Genomic DNA, 16,960 nt, shown 5'->3' with positions numbered 1-16,960 from the left:
TCGTTCGGAGCGCAAGCCCGTCCCTCATACCACCAGCATCCCCTGTCGCTCGGCCAGCGTCACCTCCGCCCGCGTTCCGGCGTTGAACTCCAGAAAATCCGCCTCGATGCCGTCGCTGAAAATCACGCCGTGTTCCGGCATTTCGGAGACGATGGTGAGCGGCTGGTCCTTAGAGACGAGACCGGCGACGATGGTGGTGCCGGTGGTGCGGCTCGGGAAGGGTTCGCGCACGAAGTAGCGCAGATAGTCCGCATCCCAGGCGAAGGACATGTCGATCTCTCGGTCGGCGGGTTCGAGGCCGAGTGCGCTCGCGGCTCCGAGCCAGCCGGAATAGAGGCTCTTCAGCCAGCCGGTCGAGCCCATGCCGGTCGAGACAATGATGCCGCTCGAGGACTGGCGTTCTTCGCGCTCTTCGGCCTGCAGGATATAGCGCGCCGAGACATGGCTTTTCGGGCCGATGAAGAGGTCGTTGACCGCGTGGACGACGGCGCCGGTGTTGAGCGTAGCCTTGGCCATGCTGACATGTTTGATCGGCCGCTTGTCTTTCAGCGCCTCGCCGATCACTTTCGGAAGGCTCTTCGGGTTGAAGGGCAGCAGCAGACCGTCCCAGCGCTTGGGATCGGGGTTGACGCCGAGGACCGGCTGGCCGTCGAGATATTTGAGCGTGTTGGCGACGAGGCCGTCCTGGCCGAGCACGACGACGACATCGTCGGGGCCGAAGACGAAGCTCGCGAGGTAGCGGCGGTCGAGACGCTGGACGCGGGCGACGGCGCGCAGGCTTGCTTCCACCTCTGATATAGCAGTTTCGTAGCGCTTCTTCTCGGCGAGATAGTCGCTGAAGTCGGCGCCGAGATGTTCGACATAGAACTGCGCCTGCTGCACCGTGTTGTAGCGGGCGATGAGTTCGTCGAGCCGGGTCGGCCTGACGACCAGGATGATCTTGCGTTCGTCAGAGGCCGGCACGGTCCTTGCCCTCCTGCGGCTGCAAGATCTCCCTGAGAAGATCGGGCGAGACATTCAGCTGGCCGATCTTCGTCGCATTGTCGGCAAGGTCGCGGAAGGCGAGCGCCATGAGCTGGCCCGGCTGCATGCGGACCGAGGCGAGCGCCTGCAGCACTTTCGGATCAGCTTGCTCGAAGGATTTCATCATCGCCGTCAGCGCATAGGCCTGGGCGTCGGCCTCGGCCCGCGCATTGGTCGCGGCCAGCGTCACCAGGTCGCGGTTCTGCTCTTCGAGCGCGATCTTGCCGGCCATTTCTTCCCGGCGGATCTGCAGCTGCCGCTCCTGCACGGCGCGTTCGGCCTCCATCTGGGCCTCGCGCACTTGGCGCCTCTTGTTCTCCAGGGTGATCTCGGTGGCGATCTCGTTTTCCTTGATCATCCGCTCCTGCTCGATCGCGGCGTTGCGCCTACTATAGATGGCTTCGTCGGCCTGGCGCAGCAGCGCTTCGCGGGCATGCGCTTCCAGCGCCTTGGCGGTTTCAGGCTTCGGCATGACGGCGAGCAGCGACAGGCCGAGGATTTCGAGGCCGAGCGCTTCGACCGTCGGATGCACCTTGAGCGCATCCGCCACGCCGGCGACGAGCGCCTCGCCCGAAGCAAGAACCTCCTTCAGCGACAGCGTCTGAACCTCGGCTCGCATCGCCACCTGGACGCGGTCGATCACGCGGGTCGAAAGCTTCTGCGGATCTTCCGAAACATAGTGGCCTTTGCGGTCGAGCGTGAAATTCAAAAGTGCCGCCGTACGCCGCGGCTCGGCAATACGGTAGGTGATCTGGCCCTGCACCGTCACTTCCTGGAAGTCCGATGTCACCAGGGGAAAAATGAAAGGATCGTTGACGCTCGCCGTCGGCACCAGCACGAGGGAACTCGAAGGCGAAAAATGCCAGAAGGCAAGGCCGGCACCCTCGCGCACGGCTTTGCCGTTCTGATATTGAATGACGTATTGTGTGGGTTCCGTCTTGATGAAGCGCAGTCCGAACATGTCCGTTTCCCTGTTACCGGCGCGAGCCCCGCGCTCGTGTCGAAAAGGAGAAAACACGGCTTAGTGACAAATGTCAACTAACTTAGTTGAAGATTTACACTAAGGCGTAGGCGTGCTATCTTCCCACCATGACCACACACGACAACGACGCCTTCAAACCGATCGCGACCGTCGATCTCGCGATCTTTTCGCTGTCGTCGGAAGGGCTCGCCGTGCTTCTCGTCCGGCGGGCGGCCGCGCCCTTTTCCGGCGAATGGGCCTTGCCCGGCGGCTGGATCCATATTGACGAGGATGCGGATCTGGAGGCTGCGGCGCGGCGGGTGCTGAAGGAAAAGACCGGCGTCGAAACACCCTATCTCGAACAGCTGCAAACGACTGGCAGCGCCGGCAGGGACCCGAGAGGCTGGAGCATCAGCATCGTCTATATCGCGCTGCTTTCGGCCGATGATGTCGCGGAACGGCGGAACGCCATGGCCGAGGAGGCAGAATGGCGGCCGGTCGAGGGCGAGGGCGTCGGTTTTCCCATTGCTTTCGACCACGCGTCCCTGCTCAAGGAGGCGCTCGGCCGTATCCGGAGCAAGGTCGAATATACAAACCTGCCCGGCCATCTGCTGCCGGCCCATTTCACATTGAGCGAACTGCAATCGGTCTATGAGAGCCTTCTCGGCCGCAAGCTCGACAAATCGGCTTTTCGAAAGCGCATGGCGGAAGCCGATTTCCTGGAGCCGGTCGAAGGCGAGATGCGCCGGGCAAGCAATCGGCCCGCCCAGGTGTTCCGCTTGAAGGACATCCGGTCGCTGGTGCTCTTCGACCGCAGAATTTGATCTCTGCATCCTGAGGGATCAGGCGTTGAGACGCTGCTGCGTCTGCCGGTCGAAGAGGCGAGCAACGTCCGCGTAATAGATGCGGTAGAAGGAGTCGCATATGAGAGGGCTCGATAGTGGCGGTTCGTCCGCCCTCCGCTTCGTGCTGATCATGGGAGTCGTCAATCTTTTCGGCGACCTCACCTATGAAGGTGGCGCGGCGATCAACGGCCAGTTCCTTGCGATGCTGGGGGCGAGTGCCGCTGCGATCAGCGTCATTGCCGGCATAGGGGAATTCCTTGGATATGCGCTGCGGCCCGTCGCCGGCTGGATCGCCGACCGGAGCCGCGCCTATTGGGCGATTACCTTTGCCGGCTACGCGATCAATCTCTGCGCCGTGCCCGCAATGTCACTGGCGGGGAGTTGGGAGCTTGCGGGGGCCCTGATCATTGCCGAACGGGTTGGCCGTGCCATGCGCAAGCCGACGGTCGAGACAATGATCTCCTATACCACCGGCGAACTCGGGCGAGGCTGGGCCTTCGGCCTCAATACCGCCCTCGACGAGGCGGGGGCGACGCTGGGGCCATTGATTGCCGCTCTCATTTTGTTCCTGCGTGGCGACTATCGAACCGCCTACGCCCTGCTAACCATTTCTGTTGTGCTTGCAATCATGGCACTCATCGCTGCGCGGCTGACGTTCCCCGTTCCCGAGCGATTGGAGCAGGGCCGCACCGCCACGGCGAAAACGCTAGGCCTGCCTTTACTGGCTCTACATGGGCGCCGGCGCGCTCTTTGCCGCCGGGTTGCTCAGTTATGAGCTCGGAGCATACCATCTGGAGCGCACTCGGACCGTCCCATCTGAATGGATCCCGGTGTTGCTTGCCTTCTCCACCGGATCAGGGGTGGCGGCCAACCTGATCCTCGGCAGGCTCTACGACTGGTCGGATAAGGTGGCGCTCACTGTGGGGATCGTGCTGTCTGCTTGCTTCGCGCCGCTTCTACTCCAGGGCGGCTTCGCGATGGCTGTCATCGCAATGCCATTGTGGGGCATCGGTTACGCGGTGCAGGACACGCTGATGAAGGCAATCATCGCCGGGCTGCTCCCGGAAGGGCGTCGGGGTCTGGGGTTCGGCATGTTCTATTCGGCCTATGGTGGAGGTTGGCTGCTGGGCAGCGTCGCAACGGGATTGCTCTATGATCGCTCGACGCCTGCGCTTGCCGCGTTCGTCGCAACGGCGCAGCTTGCATCCCTTCCGATCTTTTTCCTGGCTCGAAGGGAAGTGCGTCGGGAGACGCAGTCAAACCGGTCGGAATAGCCCCATGCGAGATTCTGAACCTGCGCAGCTTCGCGACCGTCGCTAAGCATAAGCACTTCGCGGCTCTGAATCATCGGGGCACAGAGCAGCGGGGGAGTGTTCGCTGCGGTTCCTTGGAAAGGCACGCGCGAAAATCGCCATCGACGGCGCGAACGAAAATCGCACCTCTCTAATGCTTCATCATCAAGGGAAGTCTCGCGTGCGACAGCAGGTAGCGAGTGACGCGGCCGAGAAGCAGTTCGAGGAAATAGCTATGCTTGAAAGCGCCGATCAGCAGGCAGGTTGCGCCAACGGAACCCGCGAAATCTAGAATGGCCTCGGCAACCGGACGACCCTCCGAGCGGATCGCGACGATGTCGCCTTTCAAGCCGAGCTGCGCAATCAGTTCCCTGGCGGTAAACTGATAGCTGCCGTCGGGCTTGTCGTTGACGCACAAAACGGTGACGTGCTCCGCCACCGCCAGCCAGCGCCTTGCGGCAACGACGGCCGCTCGTGCATGATCGTGCGGTTTCCAACCGATCACGACACGCTGGAGGAGATGGCCGGAATAGCAGCCTGCAGGCGGCACGAGCACGAGCTTGCGTTCGTTGAAAAGCAGGTCGTGGAATGCATCGCGGGCATCCATGTTGCCGTGGTACGGCGTGACCACCAGTGCACTCTCGTGGCATTCGGATGTGACGCAGCGACCGAGATCACCGCGACAATCATCAAGCAGCAGGTCGCTTCGGCCCGGATTGACTTTCTTCCAGCTCTCGAAGACGCTTATCACCCGCTCAAGGCGTTGTTGTGGCGAACCCTCGTCCATGTCGCGCAGCATCTGCAAGTCGATTTCTTCGGGTGCGGCGATCATCCGTTCCGGATCTGCACCGACATGGGCGGCCGCCATGCTGCCATTGATGGCTCGAGCGGCGTCTTCCGCGATATCGAGGCAGATGCGAGCACTCGCCGGGTCGGGCAGCAAGGCGATGACATCCGCGTGGGCGGTCAACTCGTGGACCCGCAGGGCCGAGATCACCGCGGGTGGCAACGTTTTTGCGTCGCGACCGTTTGAAGGTGACGTATTCATCAGGACCTCCGTGCGCGATGATCACTCATCGCTCCTGGTCCAATCCTAAAATCATAATACGCCCGCGCCTGGTGGCCCGCAACACGCCAAAGGCTTGAACAGATCGGAGGGCTAATGCCGGCGATGAAAAGCCATCATGGCGGGTGTTGATGGAGCGTCGGGGGGTGCGGCGCAATTTGTCATCAGCAGCTGCGGAACAATGATGTCCTGGCGAGGTTGTGGATGGGCCAGTCACGCAACATCCCAAGGAGGATATCAGGATGCGTATGAAACTCGTAGCAGCCTCGCTTCTCGCACTCGGCATGGCGACATCAGCCTTCGCCCAGTCCAATCCGGCTCCGGCCGGCGCCACGATCGACAAGAACCAGGCCGATCAAGGCGGTGGCGCAAGCAGCGACATGAAAGCCAAGAAGCCGATGGCCACGGATACCACCACGACCGGCTCGACGACCGGCGGCACGATGAAAATGGACAAGACCAAGTGCCCGAACCCGGTCAACAACTCCGCCAACCTCCAGACGCAGGGCGGCACGAGCAACGCCACTCCGATGGACGAAGCTTGCGCGGCGCATAACAACTGACCGGCCTGCCACGCACCAAGAACCCCGCTTCGGCGGGGTTCGGCTTTCAAGAGAGCCTCATACTGAGGTGTCCCGAGGGGCCTCGACAGACGAGGCGGGTGCGCCGACTTCCGATGAATGCAAGGAGCAGCGTTGGAAGGCGTCCTTCGAGGCTCCTCCCCCTCCGGCCTGCACGCGTCACGATGGGAAGCCGGAGGGCGCCCGCGCCATCCAGGCAGAGACGCCGCATCCGAGAAGGGCGTTGAGAATGATATAAGAAGCTAACCTATTTCCGCGCGATCCGCGCACCCTCCAGCCCTATTTTTCGTTAGCCTCCCGCCCGCGAACAATCACCAAAATTCTAGTTGAGATTGCAGCCGCAAGGTGATCCTATCCTCCGGCTGCGTAGCATTGAGTCCCTCGCCCTTATTTCAACATTCGACCGAGCGGCCCATGTCGATTTCAGATGCGATCTATCGTCCCTTCGAAACCCTGATCCGGCCGCTCGACATTCCCTACCGACCGCTGCCGTCGAAGGGGCCGGTCACCGTGCTCCTGCATTTCATCTCGATGTTCCGCGGTGTGCTGATTGCGCTGGCGCTTTGCTCCATGGTGTTCGAGGTGATCAACCTGACGATCGTCTGGGGGCTCTCGGTCATCGTTGACGGCGTGACTGAGCAGGGCGCTGCCGTCTTCCTGCGCAGCGAATGGCTGCTACTGACCGTTCTCGGTTTTCTGATCTTTCCGGTGATGCCGATCGTGTCTTTCGTGCTCAATACGCTGAACTCGCATACATTGGGCATCGCCATGCCGGCCGCCATCCAGTGGCAGGGTCATAAGGCCGTCGAGCGGCAGGATCTTGCCTTCTTCCATGATCTCTATGCCGGCCAGGTTTCCTCGCGGCTGCAGCAGGTCTCCTCCGCCGTCCAGCAGCAGATCCTCGCCGGCTTCCAATCCATTCCGCGCTTCCTGATGCAGCTGGTGGGCTCAGTGATTTTGCTGAGCGCGCTCGCCTGGCAGCTTGCTTTGCCCGTCGTCGTCTGGATCACGCTCAACGTCGCCTTCACCGCGAGGATCGTGCCGATCTTCGTCGAGCGCTCGCGCCGCACCGCCAAGCAGCGCAGCCTGGTCGCCGGCGCCATCACTGATCTCTACACCAACATGCAGATGATCAAGCAGTTTGCTGCCGAAGACAGCGAGGCGGGCGCAATCCGCCGCATCATCGGAAAGGCCGTGCAGACGCAGCACGCCGAGCAGCGCATCTACCGCTCGTCGGAAGTGACCGTCGTCATCCTCAATACAATCTTGTGGCTGACCATGCTGGCGATCGGATTTTCCGGTCTCGTCAAAGGCTTTCTCACGGTCGGCGAGTTCGTCGGCGCGGTCTATATCCTCAACCGGCTGTCCTCGCAGATCTTCGTCTTCATGCAGATGGGCCAGCAGATCTTCCAGGCGATCGGCACGATCAAGGACGCCATGCCCGTCATGACGACGCCGCCCGCCATCACCGACCGGACGGATGCGGCCGATCTCACGGTGCAGCAGGGGGAGATCCGTTTCGAGAAAGTGCGTTTCGCCTATAAGTCCGGCAAACCCGTGATCGACAACCTCTCGCTAACGGTCCGGCCCGGCGAGAAGGTCGGTCTGGTCGGCCTCTCCGGCGCCGGCAAGACGACGCTCGCAAACCTGCTCCTGCGCTTTTACGACATCAAGGGCGGCGCGATCCTGATCGACGGGCAGGATATCCGCGCGGTGACGCAGGCAAGCCTTCGCCGCGCGATCGGCGTCATCGCCCAGGATGTTGCGCTGCTGCACCGTTCCGTCGGCGACAATATCCGCTACGGTCGGCCGGGGGCGACGCAGGAAGAGATCGAAAGGGTGACGGAGATGGCAAGCGCCGATGCCTTCATCGCCGATCTCACAGACAGCGAAGGTCGCAAGGGTTATGACGCCTACGTCGGCGATCGCGGCATCAAATTGTCCGGCGGCCAGCGCCAACGCGTCGCCATCGCTCGCGTGCTGTTGAAGGACGCGCCGATCCTGGTTCTCGACGAGGCGACGTCGGCGCTCGACAGCGAATCCGAAGCTGCCATCCAGGAAAGGCTGAACCTCGTCATGGAGGGAAAGACGGTGATCGCCATCGCCCACCGCCTCTCGACGATCGCCAGGATGGACCGCATCGTCGTCCTTGATCACGGACGCATCGTCGAAGAAGGCCGGCCGGAAGAGCTGGTCGAACGGGACGGGTTGTTCGCCCGGCTGTGGAAACGCCAGACCGGCGGCTTCATCCCTGAGGAGATCGATTGAGAGGGGCAGGGAGTTGTCATCGCTTGACTCATCGGAAAGGGATTGGTACCGATATGGGTAATCGATAACCCAACGAGGTCTCGTGTCTGCTTCGCTCAACGACATAGCCGCCCGCGCAGGCGTTTCCGTCAAGACCGTGTCAGGCGCTCTGCATGGCGGCACGGCGCGCATGTCGGAGGAAACGCGCCGGCGGATCAAGGATATCGCCGAGGAACTCGGCTATGTCACCAACTTCGCCGCTCGCAGCATGCGGCAGGGCTGGATGCCGCTTGTCGGCCTCGTCGCCGATGACCTGATCACCTCGCCTTTCGCGACGGAGATTATCAGGGGGCTCGACGGCGCCGTGCGTGCTTCCGACATGGCCGTCTTCGCCATGACGCTCGGCGGCCATCGCAGCGTGGGATCGATCCTCGATGAGATGCGGCGCTTTCGCCCGCGGGCGATTGCCTATGCCGCCATGTATCACAAGAGCGTCGACCTGCCGCCCGAATTTGCCGACACGGTCGGGGTCATGATCAACTGCCGCGACGCCAACGACCGGGTGACGTCGCTGGTGCCGGATGAAACGGGAGCGGCGGCCGAGATTACGGCCCATCTCATCGAGGCGGGCCGTCGCAATATCGCCTTCATCAATCTGCCGGGGATTCTCGCCGGGGAACTGCGCGAACTCGGTTTTCGCCAGGCGCTCGATCACGCCGGCATCGGTGGGGCAGGGGCCATCGTGTTGCCCGCCGTCAGCAAGGCCATCTACAGCGACCGGGCACACAGCCTTGTTCCTCAGCATGTGCATGATCTCATGACGGGTCCGCGACGTCCCGATGCCATCCTGTGCGGCAATGATCGCGTGGCGATGGAGGTCTATGCCGCCCTGCGACGTTCGGGCGCGACCATTCCCGATGATGTCGCCGTCGCGAGCTTCGACAATCAGGTCGAGATCGCCTCGCGTCTCGATCCGCCGCTGACCACCATGGCGCTTCCCCACCGCGCCATGGGCCGGCAGGCCGCGCACATCCTGCTTGCCGAACACCGGCCCCCGGCCGGGGTGCAGAAACTGCCGTTCCAGTTGGTGGAGCGGGCATCCGTGTAAATTGAGGAAGGCCCATTCAATTGAGGAGGATTTCTAATGGGTAAACGTTTACTTCAGTCCCTGATCCTGTCGTCGGCACTGGCCGCCACATGGGCTGTCGCAGCCGAGAAGACGGCGATCCAGATCATGCATCAGGGCGATCCCGGTTTTGTCGCCGCCTATGGCAAGGTGGCCGAGCGCTTCGAGGCCGCCAATCCCGATGTCGATGTCCAGTTCATCTATGCGCCGCACGATGCCTATAACGAGAAGTTCAGCGCGGCCGTCATGGCCAAACAGCTGCCCGACATCATGGAACTCGATGCGCCGTTCCTCGCCAATTATGTCTGGTCGGGTTATCTGCAGCCGATCAAGCCGCTGATCGACAAGGATCTGCTCGACGACATGACGGAGTCCAACATCGCTCAGGGCACATACCCGATCGACAAGGATCTTTATGCGATCGGACTGACGGACTCTTCCGTCGTTCTTTACGGCAACAGGAAATATCTCGAAGCGATCGGCGCCCGCATCCCGAAATCCGTCGACGACGCCTGGACCCGGGAGGAGTTCGAAACCTATCTCGAGAAGCTTTCGAAGCTCGAAGGCGTGAAGTGGCCGATCGACACCTTCCGCGGCTACGGCATCAAGACCGAATGGATCACCTATGCCTATGGCCCGATCCTGCAATCGGCAGGCTGTGACCTGATCGACCGCAAAGCCTGGAAATCCGAGGGCACGCTCGACAGCGACGCCTGCGTCGATGCGCTTGCGATGATGCAGAAATGGGTCAAGAACGGCTGGGTCGTGCCGCAGTCGGCCGGCACCAACCAGTTCTATGCCGAAGGCAATCCCGCGGCCCTGGCGCTCGGCGGACATTGGGTTTATGCGGAGGCGGTAGCCGCCATGAAGGACAACCTCGTCGTCCTGCCGCTGCCCAAGTTCGGGACAAAGGGCGCGAGCCCGAACGGCACCTGGATCTGGGCGATTACCAAGACTTCAAAACATCCCGACATCGCAGCCAAGTTCATCAGTTTCCTGCTGAAGGACAAGGAATATCGGGCCTATGTGGCAAGCCAGTCCGGCTACCCCGGATTGAAGAGCTTCGCCGCCGAATCTCCGCTCTATGCCAATGGCGGCCCGATGGCCATCGCCTTCGAACAGGCGTCGAAGACGGCTGTCGCGCGCCCGCCGCACCCCGCCTATCCCACAATCACCTCTGCCTTCATGCAGGCTGTCGACGAGGTGTTCAATGGCGGCGATCCCAAGGAGGCGCTCACATCAGCCGCCATGAAGATCGACGAGGATATCGAGGACAACGACGGATATCCGCCGTTCGGTGATCAGGAATAACAGCCAACGGTGCCGGTCCATCGAAGCCTTGCGACGTGTCCACCACGTTGCAAGGCGGGACCGGCACTCGAGGCCTGGAGAAGAGGAATGCCATGGTCATGCAACAATCGACACCGTCGTCGACAACAGTGCGAAAGACTCCGGCGCGCCGGCATGACACGGGACGGCTGATGCAGGAAGCGGCGATGCTCGCGCCGGCGGTCATCCTGCTGACCCTCTTTCTGATCGTGCCGTTCCTGCTGTCCTTCTGGACGGCGATGACCAACCAGCCTCTCGTGCCGCGGCCGACGCCCGTCCGGTTCGTCTGGTTCAACAATTTCATCCGCATCTTCCAGGACGATCTTTTCTGGACCGCCCTCTGGAACGTCTCGCGCTTCACCTTCTGGATCATTCCGGTGCAATGCGGCCTGGCTTTTGCAACGGCCCTGCTGCTCCATCAGAAGCTGCCGTTCCGCAATCTGCTGCGCGGCATGTTCTTCCTGCCGGCGATCACGTCGATGGTCGTAGTCTGCGTCATCTGGGGAACCCTATTCCAATATCCCACGGGACCGTTCAACCAGATCCTCGGCTTTCTCTCCGGGGGCGCGATCCAGCCGATCGATTGGCTCGGCGATCCCGAATGGGCGATGTTCTCGCTCGTTCTGCTCTCGGCCTGGCAGGCCTATGGTTTCCAGATGATCGTCTACCTTGCCGGGCTTCAGGGAATCCCGGACGAACTCTACGATGCCGCAAAGATCGACGGCGCCAACGCCTTCCGACGCTTCTGGCATGTCACCATGCCCGGCCTGCGGCCCACCCATGTCTTCGTCCTCGTGATCACCACCATCCAGGCGTTCAAGCTCTATACCCAAGTCGCCATCCTCACGCAGGGCGGGCCGAAGAGCAGCACCGAAACGGTGGTGCATTACATGGTCCGCGCCGGCTTTGAGGAGCAGAAGATGGGCTATGCCTCCGCCGTCTCGGTCATCCTGTTCGTCATCGTTCTCATCATCGCGCTGATCCAGCGCCAGCTCCTGAGGCGCTTCGATGTCTGATATCGCTCTCTCGATCCCGCAGGCCCGCGCTGCGCGGCCTCGCTCCGTCGCAAGGGTTTTGCGCACCATCCAGACGGTCTCTATCTTCATTATCGCCCTGGTAATCGTCTCTCCATTGCTGCTCCTGGTCGTGGCGAGCCTCAAGGACGATCGGTTCCAGATCCTGGCCGACATGGGCAGCTTCCGGGCCTTCTGGGTTTCGAACCCGACGCTCTCCAACTATGCGGAGGTCGGCCACCTCTCGGGCGAACTCGCCTTCGGCCGTTACCTCATCAACTCGCTGATCATCCTGGTCACCACGGTCTGCTCCGGCCTGATCGTCAATTCGATGGCCGGTTTCGTCCTGGCCTGGGGATCGCTCCGCGGCCGGGCGGTGATCCTGGGGGTGGTGATCGCGCTCTATGTGATCCCGCAGGAAAGCATCATCATGCCCCTCGTGATCATGGTATCCAGGGCGGGAATGTCCGACACCTTCGCGGTGCAGATCGTGCCTTGGGTCGCGAGCCCGCTCTACATCTTCCTGTTCTACCAGTTCTTTACGCAACTGCCGAAGGAATTGCTGGAAGCCGCCGAGATGGACGGCGCCTCCTTTTTCCGGGCCTACCGCTCGATTTTCCTGCCGCTCAGCCTGCCGGCGCTTGCCACCGTATCGATCCTGATGGGCATCGAGACCTGGAATCAGTATCTCTGGCCAATCCTCGTGACGCAGACGGATTATGCCCGGCCGATCGCCGTCGCCATCGCGACCTTTTTCGGGCAGGACAGCATCTACTGGGATCGCGCGATGGCCGCCTCCGTTTTGATGATGATCCCGATCCTGGGGCTCTACCTCGTTTTCCAGCGCTGGTTCGTGAGTTCCTTTATCGGCTCTGCCGTGAAAGGTTGAATTGATGACAAGACAAGTGATGTCTCCGTCCGATGAAGGCGGGCTGGAGACGATCAGCGCCGTCCTGCCGGCGGGGAGCACGATCCATGCCTGGATAAAGGCCTCGCATGGTGGCGCGCCGGGAAGGCTGAGCGCACATGTCGACGGCGATCCGGCCGGTGCTGTCGAAACGTCAAATCCCCATGAATTCGAGTTTCGGCCGCTGACGCTGGAAAGCGGCGGAGAAACTGCCTTCTCCTACGACCCTGTCACAACCGAAGTCTCGGTTCTCTATGCCTTCCGTCAGTCCCGCGTTCATGATGAGGGCGTAAGGCTGCTGCATGTCAGGCCTGCCAATGCCGCGCCCGAGGCTGCCGGCGGCTATCATTTCCGCCCGCCTTTCGGCTGGATGAACGATCCCAATGGGTTTGGAAGGTTCGGCGGCAGGGTGCACCTGTTCTACCAGCACTATCCTCACAGTCTTCGGTGGAACAACATGCATTGGGGGCATGCGGTCTCGGAGGATTACCTTCACTGGACGCATCTTCCAATCTTTCTTCCGCCTTCGGACGAGCTCACCGCGCGGGCCGATGGGCGCGGCGGCGCATTTTCCGGCTCGGCGATCCCCGTCGATGGCGCCGGCATTCGCATCTTTTTCACCGAGCATCTGAAGGACCGGCAGCCGGAGGAGCAGGTTCAGTTCACGGCCACCAGCCGCGATCTTGTCAAAGTTGAACCGGCAAGCCTGATCCTGCCGGCGCGCCCCGCCGGGCTCGGCCTGACGACCGACTTCCGCGATCCCTATGTCTTCATGGGTCCGGACGATAAATGGAAGATGCTGCTCGGCACGCGGGACCGCGAGGGCGGCGTCATCCTGCTTTACGAAACGGACGATCCGGCTGCGGCAACGGGATGGACCTTCCTCGACATTCTCCATCGCGAAAACCGCTTCGGGATGACGGCGGCGGAGTGCCCCTGCCTGGTGCCTCTCGACGGTCCCGCGAACGACCCGTCAACGCGCTGGGCCCTGATTTTCGGTCTTCTCACAAGCCGCGACCCGGCAACGGGCCGGCGCAATATGACGATTGCGACCATCGGCCATTTCGATGGCCGCAGCTTCTCCGTGGAATTCGAACAGGAACTGGATTTCGGCACTGACGCCTATGCCTTCCAGGCCTTCGTCGATGATAGGGGTCCGGTCGGCATCGCATGGCTCGCGAACTGGACCGATGTCTCCAAAGACATCGATATGGCGACGGCGATGACGCTGCCGCGCCGGTTGGCATTGCGTGGCGGAGCGCTGATCACGCCGCCGGTTGCCGGCGTGGAAAGCCTGCGGCAACGCCGGTTGGATGCCGATGGACTTCTGGACGGCCGGCCCGTCGGTCTTACCAACGGTGCCGTCGAAATCCTGCTCACCCTCAAGGAGCCGGGCAAGGCGTTGCGCCTCACGTTCGAACATCCGGAGGCCGCGGTCGAGGTCCTGTTGAACGACGATGGACTGAGCATTCCCTTTTCGGTGGCGAATGCCAAGGTGTCGCCACGCTATATCGCCGCCGGCGCGCGCCCGTCGACCATCCGGATATTCCTCGATGCAGGTTCGATCGAGGTCTTCGCCGACGATGGCCGCTGGACCGGAACCAAACGGCTGCCGGGCTTCAGCGGGGTAAGCTCGGTGCGTCTGATCGCGCCCGAGGGGAATGTGCTCGCCGCCGAAATCTGGCAACTCGGTCTTTGATCTGCGAGGCAGCTCCGGGCAAGAGCACGGCCGCCGAGGCGGCGGCCGTTGCGAAGGGGCACAGCGGTCGAGCGGCTCAGGCTGCCTTGCCTTTGCCCTTGACGTTGGCCGAGGACTCGGCGAGCCGCGTGAGCTTCTTGTCGGTCGCCTCTTCTTCGGCAAGGGTTGCCTGCAGCAGCGGCACGGCATCCCTGAGGCCGAGCTGTTTGGCCCAGGCGATCAGCGTGCCATAGCGGGCGATCTCATAGTGCTCGACGGCTTGCGCCGATGAAATCAGGCCGGCGTCGAGAGCGACCGCGCCCTTGAATTCGTCCATGATCTCCTCGGCTTCGGCGATGATGCCCTGGATGGCTTCGCAGGTCTTGCCGCGCGCCGGTTTGCCGATTATTTCGAAAACCTGTTCGAGGCGTTCAACCTGCGCCTGGGTCTCGTCGCGATGCTGCAGAAACCCGGCCTTGCCCTCTTCCGATTGCGCGGCGCGAGCCATCTTCGGCAGAGCCTTCAGGATCTGCTTTTCAGCATAGTAGATGTCCTTGAGAGTATCGAGAAACAGGTCGTTCAGAGTCTTCTCGGTTGCCATTGAGTCCTCCTGTGGCGTGTCGTGACGACAATCAACTCTCGCATGGGTCGGATGTTCCGATCGGAAAGATGACGCCCCTTGGCCGGAGGCGTCATCTCATCCGGCCAAGGAAGAGACCGCCCGACAGCATCGAGACGGCGATGACCGAACGATTGCGGGACGCCGTTGTTCCCCTCGGCGAGCCGGCGGGCAGGTGCCGGCCAACACCGGGACTTTTGTCCGGTATCGTACGGCAACGAATAGGGGGCCAGCGACTTTCCTTCTCATCCCAGGAGAGAAAAATGGCTTCCCCGGCTTCACTACGTCCCGCGTCGCATTGTAAAGAAAAATCCGCACTCGAGCGCGAGATCGTCGAACTGACGCCGGCATTGCGCGCCTTTGCCCGAAGGTTCCTGCGCAGTGATGATGACGTCGACGACCTCGTTCAGGAAACCTTGCTGAAGGCGCTGAACTCGCTGCACCTCTATCAACCCGGCACCTCGCTCAAATCCTGGCTTTTCACCATTCTGCGAAACACGTTCTGCACCAATTATCGCCGGAAGAAGCGCGAGCCGGCCGGAATGGACGCGGCGATGGAACAGGTGGCGATCGCCCCGACCCAGGAGTGGGTGCTGCGGGAGCACGAATTGCAGCGGGCATTGACGCGTCTTTCCGACGACAGGCGCCGGGCTCTGACATTGGTGGCTGCCGGAACGAGCTATGAGGACGCCGCCAAATTGTGCGGGTGCCGGATCGGCACCTTGAAAAGCCGTGTGAGCCGCGCCCGCGAGTGCCTGATCGCGATGCTCGGAAACCATCTCATCGACTGAGCGCCATTGCGCCGGTCCGCTTCGCCTCGACCGGAACAAACGGTCGCGGCCCCGGTTCCAAACCCAAATCGACAGGATCGGCCGATTGAACCGATGTGGGCCACCGCCGGCCAGGCTGAAGAGTCATGAACGCGCGAAGCCACGCCATTTTTCCCAGAGTAAACCACGCCGGATGGTTCGATACACTTCGGGTGATGACGGCGGTCGTGGCCCCGACGGTTGCCAAGGGCCTCATCATTCGCCGCCCGACAATGGAGCGTCTGGCGGAGCGGCAGGGCGTCGACACGAACGCCGTAAAGGAGATGCAGCGGCTGAAAAACACATACGGGCCAGCGCCTCTTCTGTTGCCCATTCCATTTCGACCACAGCTGCTGATCCTCGATCCGGCCGATGTCGCCACGGTGCTTCAATCTTCGCCCGAACCATTTGCCGCGGCGACGACGGAAAAGCACGCGGCCCTTGTTCACTTCGAGCCGAAGAACGTGCTTATCTCATCGACCTCTCGGCGCGCCGAGCTGCGGCCAGCCCATGAGCACGCTTTGGCAACCGCAGACCGGCTGCATCCATATGCGATGCATTTCAAGAAGATCGTCGACGCCGAATTCCTGCAGGTCCTGAACCTACCCCGTGAGCTCGATTGGCCGGCCTTTTCGCAGGCCTGGTTCCGGATCGTCCGGCGAGTCGTCCTCGGCGAACGAGCGCGCAACGACGGCACATTGACCGAGACCTTGAACGAACTTCGAGGCCGGGCGAACTGGGCATTTGCCGCCCCGGTCGATCAGCGCAAGCTTGCCCGGTTTCATGACCAAGTCGGCCGCTATCTCCGAGAGCCGGAAAAGCACAGTCTCGTCAACCGCCTTCCCAGAGGCGATGAGCTTGCTCCGGAAAACCAGGTGGCCCAGTGGCTGTTCGCCTTTGATGCAGCCGGAATTGCCGTTATGAGGACGCTCGCCTTGCTGGCCTGCCATGTGAGCTACTGGGGCAAAGCCGTGGAAGAGGCCATGGGCGGGGATCTCGATCGGCCCTTCACACGCAGTTGTCTGCTGGAGGTCTTGCGTCTCTGGCCGACGACGCCCGCCATCCTTAGGCAGCTGACCAAGGATATCAGGTCAGGCGACAGGGTCATCGCTCGCGGCACGGGCATCATCATCTTCGTGCCCTTCTTCCATCGAGACCCCGCACTCCTCTATGCCAATCGGATGGAGCCGAGCATCTGGGGACAGAACGATGCGTTGCCGGCGGCCGCACTCGTGCCTTTCAGCGCCGGTCCCGTCGTTTGCCCGGCACATAATCTCGTGCCGACAATTGCAAGCCTTGCCGTGGGCACGTTCTTGTCGGCCGCCGATGTTGTGCTGCTGCAACCGTCCTTGACCGTCGACAATCTGCCCGGCACGCTCAATCACTTCGACATCCAGCTACGGCTGACTGCTCGACGCAGGCAGAAATAGATGCCGCTCCGATGGCGGCCCCAGGGCCGCCCGT

16 protein-coding genes are annotated in these 16,960 nt (G+C 62.0%); 12 read left to right on the top strand and 4 right to left on the bottom strand.

What is annotated here, in order from left to right:
- Positions 1 to 24: 24 nt before the first annotated feature.
- Positions 25 to 963 carry a sugar kinase gene (locus NL154_RS23855; RefSeq protein ID WP_434734340.1) on the bottom strand — a complete coding sequence of 313 codons (939 nt, stop codon included), beginning with the start codon at positions 961 to 963 and terminating at the stop codon, positions 25 to 27.
- Positions 950 to 1,984, bottom strand: a complete 1,035-nt coding sequence (locus NL154_RS23850) for an SPFH domain-containing protein (protein ID WP_434734339.1) — start codon at positions 1,982 to 1,984, stop codon at positions 950 to 952. The genes NL154_RS23855 and NL154_RS23850 overlap by 14 nt, the downstream gene beginning before the upstream one ends.
- 128 nt (positions 1,985 to 2,112) lie before the next feature.
- Here NL154_RS23850 and NL154_RS23845 point away from each other — a divergent pair, with 128 nt between their 5' ends.
- The 3 genes from NL154_RS23845 to NL154_RS23835 all read left to right on the top strand — a co-directional run bounded on the left by NL154_RS23845 (position 2,113) and on the right by NL154_RS23835 (position 4,103).
- The gene (locus tag NL154_RS23845; protein ID WP_210632060.1) at positions 2,113 to 2,808 is read left to right on the top strand and encodes an NUDIX hydrolase; all 696 of its coding nucleotides are present in this window, start codon (positions 2,113 to 2,115) and stop codon (positions 2,806 to 2,808) included.
- Between the two features lie 100 nt (positions 2,809 to 2,908).
- Positions 2,909 to 3,604 (top strand): MFS transporter, encoded by a 696-nt coding sequence (locus NL154_RS23840; RefSeq protein WP_259668915.1) that lies wholly within the window; start codon positions 2,909 to 2,911, stop codon positions 3,602 to 3,604.
- Positions 3,561 to 4,103, top strand: coding sequence for an MFS transporter (locus NL154_RS23835; RefSeq protein ID WP_434734338.1), 543 nt, complete (start codon positions 3,561 to 3,563; stop codon positions 4,101 to 4,103). The genes NL154_RS23840 and NL154_RS23835 overlap by 44 nt, the downstream gene beginning before the upstream one ends.
- Positions 4,104 to 4,272: 169 nt before the next feature.
- On the opposite strand, the gene NL154_RS23830 is transcribed toward NL154_RS23835, so the two are convergent.
- A complete protein-coding gene (locus NL154_RS23830; protein ID WP_210632059.1) occupies positions 4,273 to 5,169 on the bottom strand; it encodes a universal stress protein in 897 nt (298 codons plus the stop codon).
- Between the two features lie 260 nt (positions 5,170 to 5,429).
- Here NL154_RS23830 and NL154_RS23825 point away from each other — a divergent pair, with 260 nt between their 5' ends.
- The 7 genes from NL154_RS23825 (at position 5,430) to NL154_RS23795 (ending at position 14,089) form a co-directional block, all read left to right on the top strand.
- Complete coding sequence (locus NL154_RS23825; protein ID WP_221147071.1) at positions 5,430 to 5,750, top strand: hypothetical protein; 321 nt, start codon at positions 5,430 to 5,432, stop codon at positions 5,748 to 5,750.
- A 432-nt stretch (positions 5,751 to 6,182) separates the two neighbouring features.
- Complete coding sequence (locus NL154_RS23820; protein ID WP_434734337.1) at positions 6,183 to 8,036, top strand: ABC transporter ATP-binding protein; 1,854 nt, start codon at positions 6,183 to 6,185, stop codon at positions 8,034 to 8,036.
- An 82-nt stretch (positions 8,037 to 8,118) separates the two neighbouring features.
- Positions 8,119 to 9,123: a LacI family DNA-binding transcriptional regulator gene (locus NL154_RS23815; protein WP_434734336.1), complete on the top strand. Its 1,005-nt coding sequence runs from the start codon at positions 8,119 to 8,121 to the stop codon at positions 9,121 to 9,123.
- A 36-nt stretch (positions 9,124 to 9,159) separates the two neighbouring features.
- On the top strand, positions 9,160 to 10,452 hold the full coding sequence (locus tag NL154_RS23810; protein ID WP_434734335.1) for an ABC transporter substrate-binding protein: 1,293 nt from the start codon (positions 9,160 to 9,162) through the stop codon (positions 10,450 to 10,452).
- A 92-nt stretch (positions 10,453 to 10,544) separates the two neighbouring features.
- Complete coding sequence (locus NL154_RS23805) at positions 10,545 to 11,486, top strand: carbohydrate ABC transporter permease (protein ID WP_210632054.1); 942 nt, start codon at positions 10,545 to 10,547, stop codon at positions 11,484 to 11,486.
- On the top strand, positions 11,479 to 12,372 hold the full coding sequence (locus NL154_RS23800; RefSeq protein WP_434734334.1) for a carbohydrate ABC transporter permease: 894 nt from the start codon (positions 11,479 to 11,481) through the stop codon (positions 12,370 to 12,372). Before NL154_RS23805 ends, NL154_RS23800 begins: the two co-directional genes overlap by 8 nt.
- A gap of 4 nt (positions 12,373 to 12,376) precedes the next feature.
- On the top strand, positions 12,377 to 14,089 hold the full coding sequence (locus NL154_RS23795) for a glycoside hydrolase family 32 protein (protein ID WP_434734333.1): 1,713 nt from the start codon (positions 12,377 to 12,379) through the stop codon (positions 14,087 to 14,089).
- A 76-nt stretch (positions 14,090 to 14,165) separates the two neighbouring features.
- Here NL154_RS23795 and NL154_RS23790 read toward each other — a convergent pair whose 3' ends face one another.
- Positions 14,166 to 14,669, bottom strand: coding sequence for a ferritin-like domain-containing protein (locus NL154_RS23790; protein WP_434734332.1), 504 nt, complete (start codon positions 14,667 to 14,669; stop codon positions 14,166 to 14,168).
- Positions 14,670 to 14,950: 281 nt separating this feature from the next.
- Here NL154_RS23790 and NL154_RS23785 point away from each other — a divergent pair, with 281 nt between their 5' ends.
- Both NL154_RS23785 and NL154_RS23780 read left to right on the top strand, forming a co-directional pair.
- Positions 14,951 to 15,478, top strand: a complete 528-nt coding sequence (locus NL154_RS23785; RefSeq protein ID WP_434734331.1) for a sigma-70 family RNA polymerase sigma factor — start codon at positions 14,951 to 14,953, stop codon at positions 15,476 to 15,478.
- 125 nt (positions 15,479 to 15,603) lie between these two features.
- Positions 15,604 to 16,926: a cytochrome P450 gene (locus NL154_RS23780; RefSeq protein ID WP_434734330.1), complete on the top strand. Its 1,323-nt coding sequence runs from the start codon at positions 15,604 to 15,606 to the stop codon at positions 16,924 to 16,926.
- The last annotated feature ends 34 nt before the right edge of the window (positions 16,927 to 16,960 follow it).

Source organism: Rhizobium sp. YTUHZ044, from assembly GCF_051123975.1.
In the GTDB taxonomy this organism is placed as follows: domain Bacteria; phylum Pseudomonadota; class Alphaproteobacteria; order Rhizobiales; family Rhizobiaceae; genus Rhizobium.
The sequence above is the reverse complement of the archived record's forward strand: the minus strand, read 5'-3'. Positions and strand labels throughout refer to the sequence as shown.